The 1,404-nt window shown below is 63.9% G+C and carries 3 protein-coding genes; all 3 read left to right on the top strand.

Features of this window, described 5'->3' with window-relative positions; translation table 11 throughout:
- Nucleotides 1-336 (top strand): 3-keto-5-aminohexanoate cleavage protein (locus EU803_RS18440; protein WP_165352911.1); only part of this gene is annotated, 336 nt, incomplete at its 5' end.
- Nucleotides 333-1,037, top strand: coding sequence for a CoA transferase subunit A (locus EU803_RS18435; protein ID WP_129685606.1), 705 nt, complete (start codon nt 333-335; stop codon nt 1,035-1,037). The genes EU803_RS18440 and EU803_RS18435, both read left to right, overlap by 4 nt.
- Nucleotides 1,037-1,404 (top strand): CoA-transferase (locus EU803_RS18430; protein WP_277985716.1); only part of this gene is annotated, 368 nt, incomplete at its 3' end. The genes EU803_RS18435 and EU803_RS18430, both read left to right, overlap by 1 nt.

Below are 1,404 nucleotides of genomic sequence, written 5' to 3'. Positions count from 1 at the left end.
AACGCGATGCCGGTCGATCGGGATGTCTTCGATTACTACATCCACACGGTCCATCGGCTGTTCGGCGCGGACGCGCCCTGGTGCGCCGCGGGCATCGGCGCGCAGCAGATCACCCTGAACGAATGGGCGGTCGCCGCCGGTGGCCACGCCCGGACCGGGTTGGAAGACAACGTGCGGCTGGATCGCGAAACGCTGGCGCCCAGCAACGCCGCGCTGGTGCGGCGCGTGGTCGAGATCTGCGACAGGAACGACCGCCGGGTCGCCACATGGCAAGAGGCGCGCCGCATTCTTGGCCTGCGCCCGGCCACGGATCATCAGACAGGAGATGCGGCATGAAAAAGGTTTACGGCTCTGCGCAGGAGGCGCTCGACGGTCTCTTGCATGACGGCATGCTGATCGCTGCAGGGGGCTTCGGTCTTTGCGGGATCCCCGAACTTCTGATCGACGCCATTGTCGACAGCGGGGTGCGGGACCTGACCGTCGCCTCGAACAACGCGGGCGTCGACGACTTCGGTCTTGGCAAGCTGCTGGCCACCCGCCAGATCAGGAAAATGATGTCCTCCTACGTGGGCGAAAACGCCGAGTTCATGCGGCAATACCTTGCTGGCGAGCTTGAGCTGGAATTCAACCCGCAGGGCACGCTGGCAGAACGGATGCGCGCGGGCGGCGCGGGTATCCCGGGGTTCTATACGCAGACCGGCGTGGGCACCCAGATCGCCGAGGGCAAGGAGGTCAGGCAGTTCAACGGCAAGGCGTATATCCTTGAAGAGGGCATCTTTGCCGACCTGTCGATCGTCAAGGCCTGGAAGGCGGATGACACCGGCAACCTGATCTTCCGCAAGACCGCCCGCAACTTCAACCCGCCCGCCGCCATGTGCGGACGTATCTGCGTGGCCGAGGTCGAAGAGATTGTCCCGCGCGGGTCCATCGACCCCGACCACATCCACCTGCCGGGCATCTATGTCCATCGCCTGATCCAGGGGCAGCATGAAAAACGCATCGAACAGCGCACTGTCCGCGCGAGGGAGGCCGCATGATGCCCGGTGAAATCAAGGGTTGGGATCGCAACCAGATGGCCGAACGGGCCGCGCAAGAACTTGAAGACGGGATGTATGTCAACCTCGGCATCGGCATTCCGACGCTCGTGGCCAATTACGTCGGCGACAAGGATATCACGCTCCAGTCCGAGAACGGGATGCTGGGCATGGGGCCGTTCCCCTATGACGGAGAAGAGGACCCGGACCTGATCAACGCCGGCAAGCAGACGATCACCGAACTGGCCCGGACCAGCTATTTCGACAGCGCGACCTCCTTCGGCATGATCCGCGGGGGCAAGATCGCGGCGGCCATCCTCGGCGCGATGGAAGTCAGCGAAACCGGCGATCTCGCCAATTGGATGATCCC

Origin of the sequence: Loktanella sp. IMCC34160, from assembly GCF_004145845.1 — a bacterium.
In the GTDB taxonomy this organism is placed as follows: domain Bacteria; phylum Pseudomonadota; class Alphaproteobacteria; order Rhodobacterales; family Rhodobacteraceae; genus SELP01.
This window is presented reverse-complemented; position numbering and strand designations above follow the sequence as displayed.

Bases quoted from the DNA above. Each gene is read 5' to 3' on its own strand.
- EU803_RS18435 (WP_129685606.1), top strand. From the start codon at position 333: ATGAAAAAGGTTTACGGCTCTGCGCAGGAGGCGCTCGACGGTCTCTTG.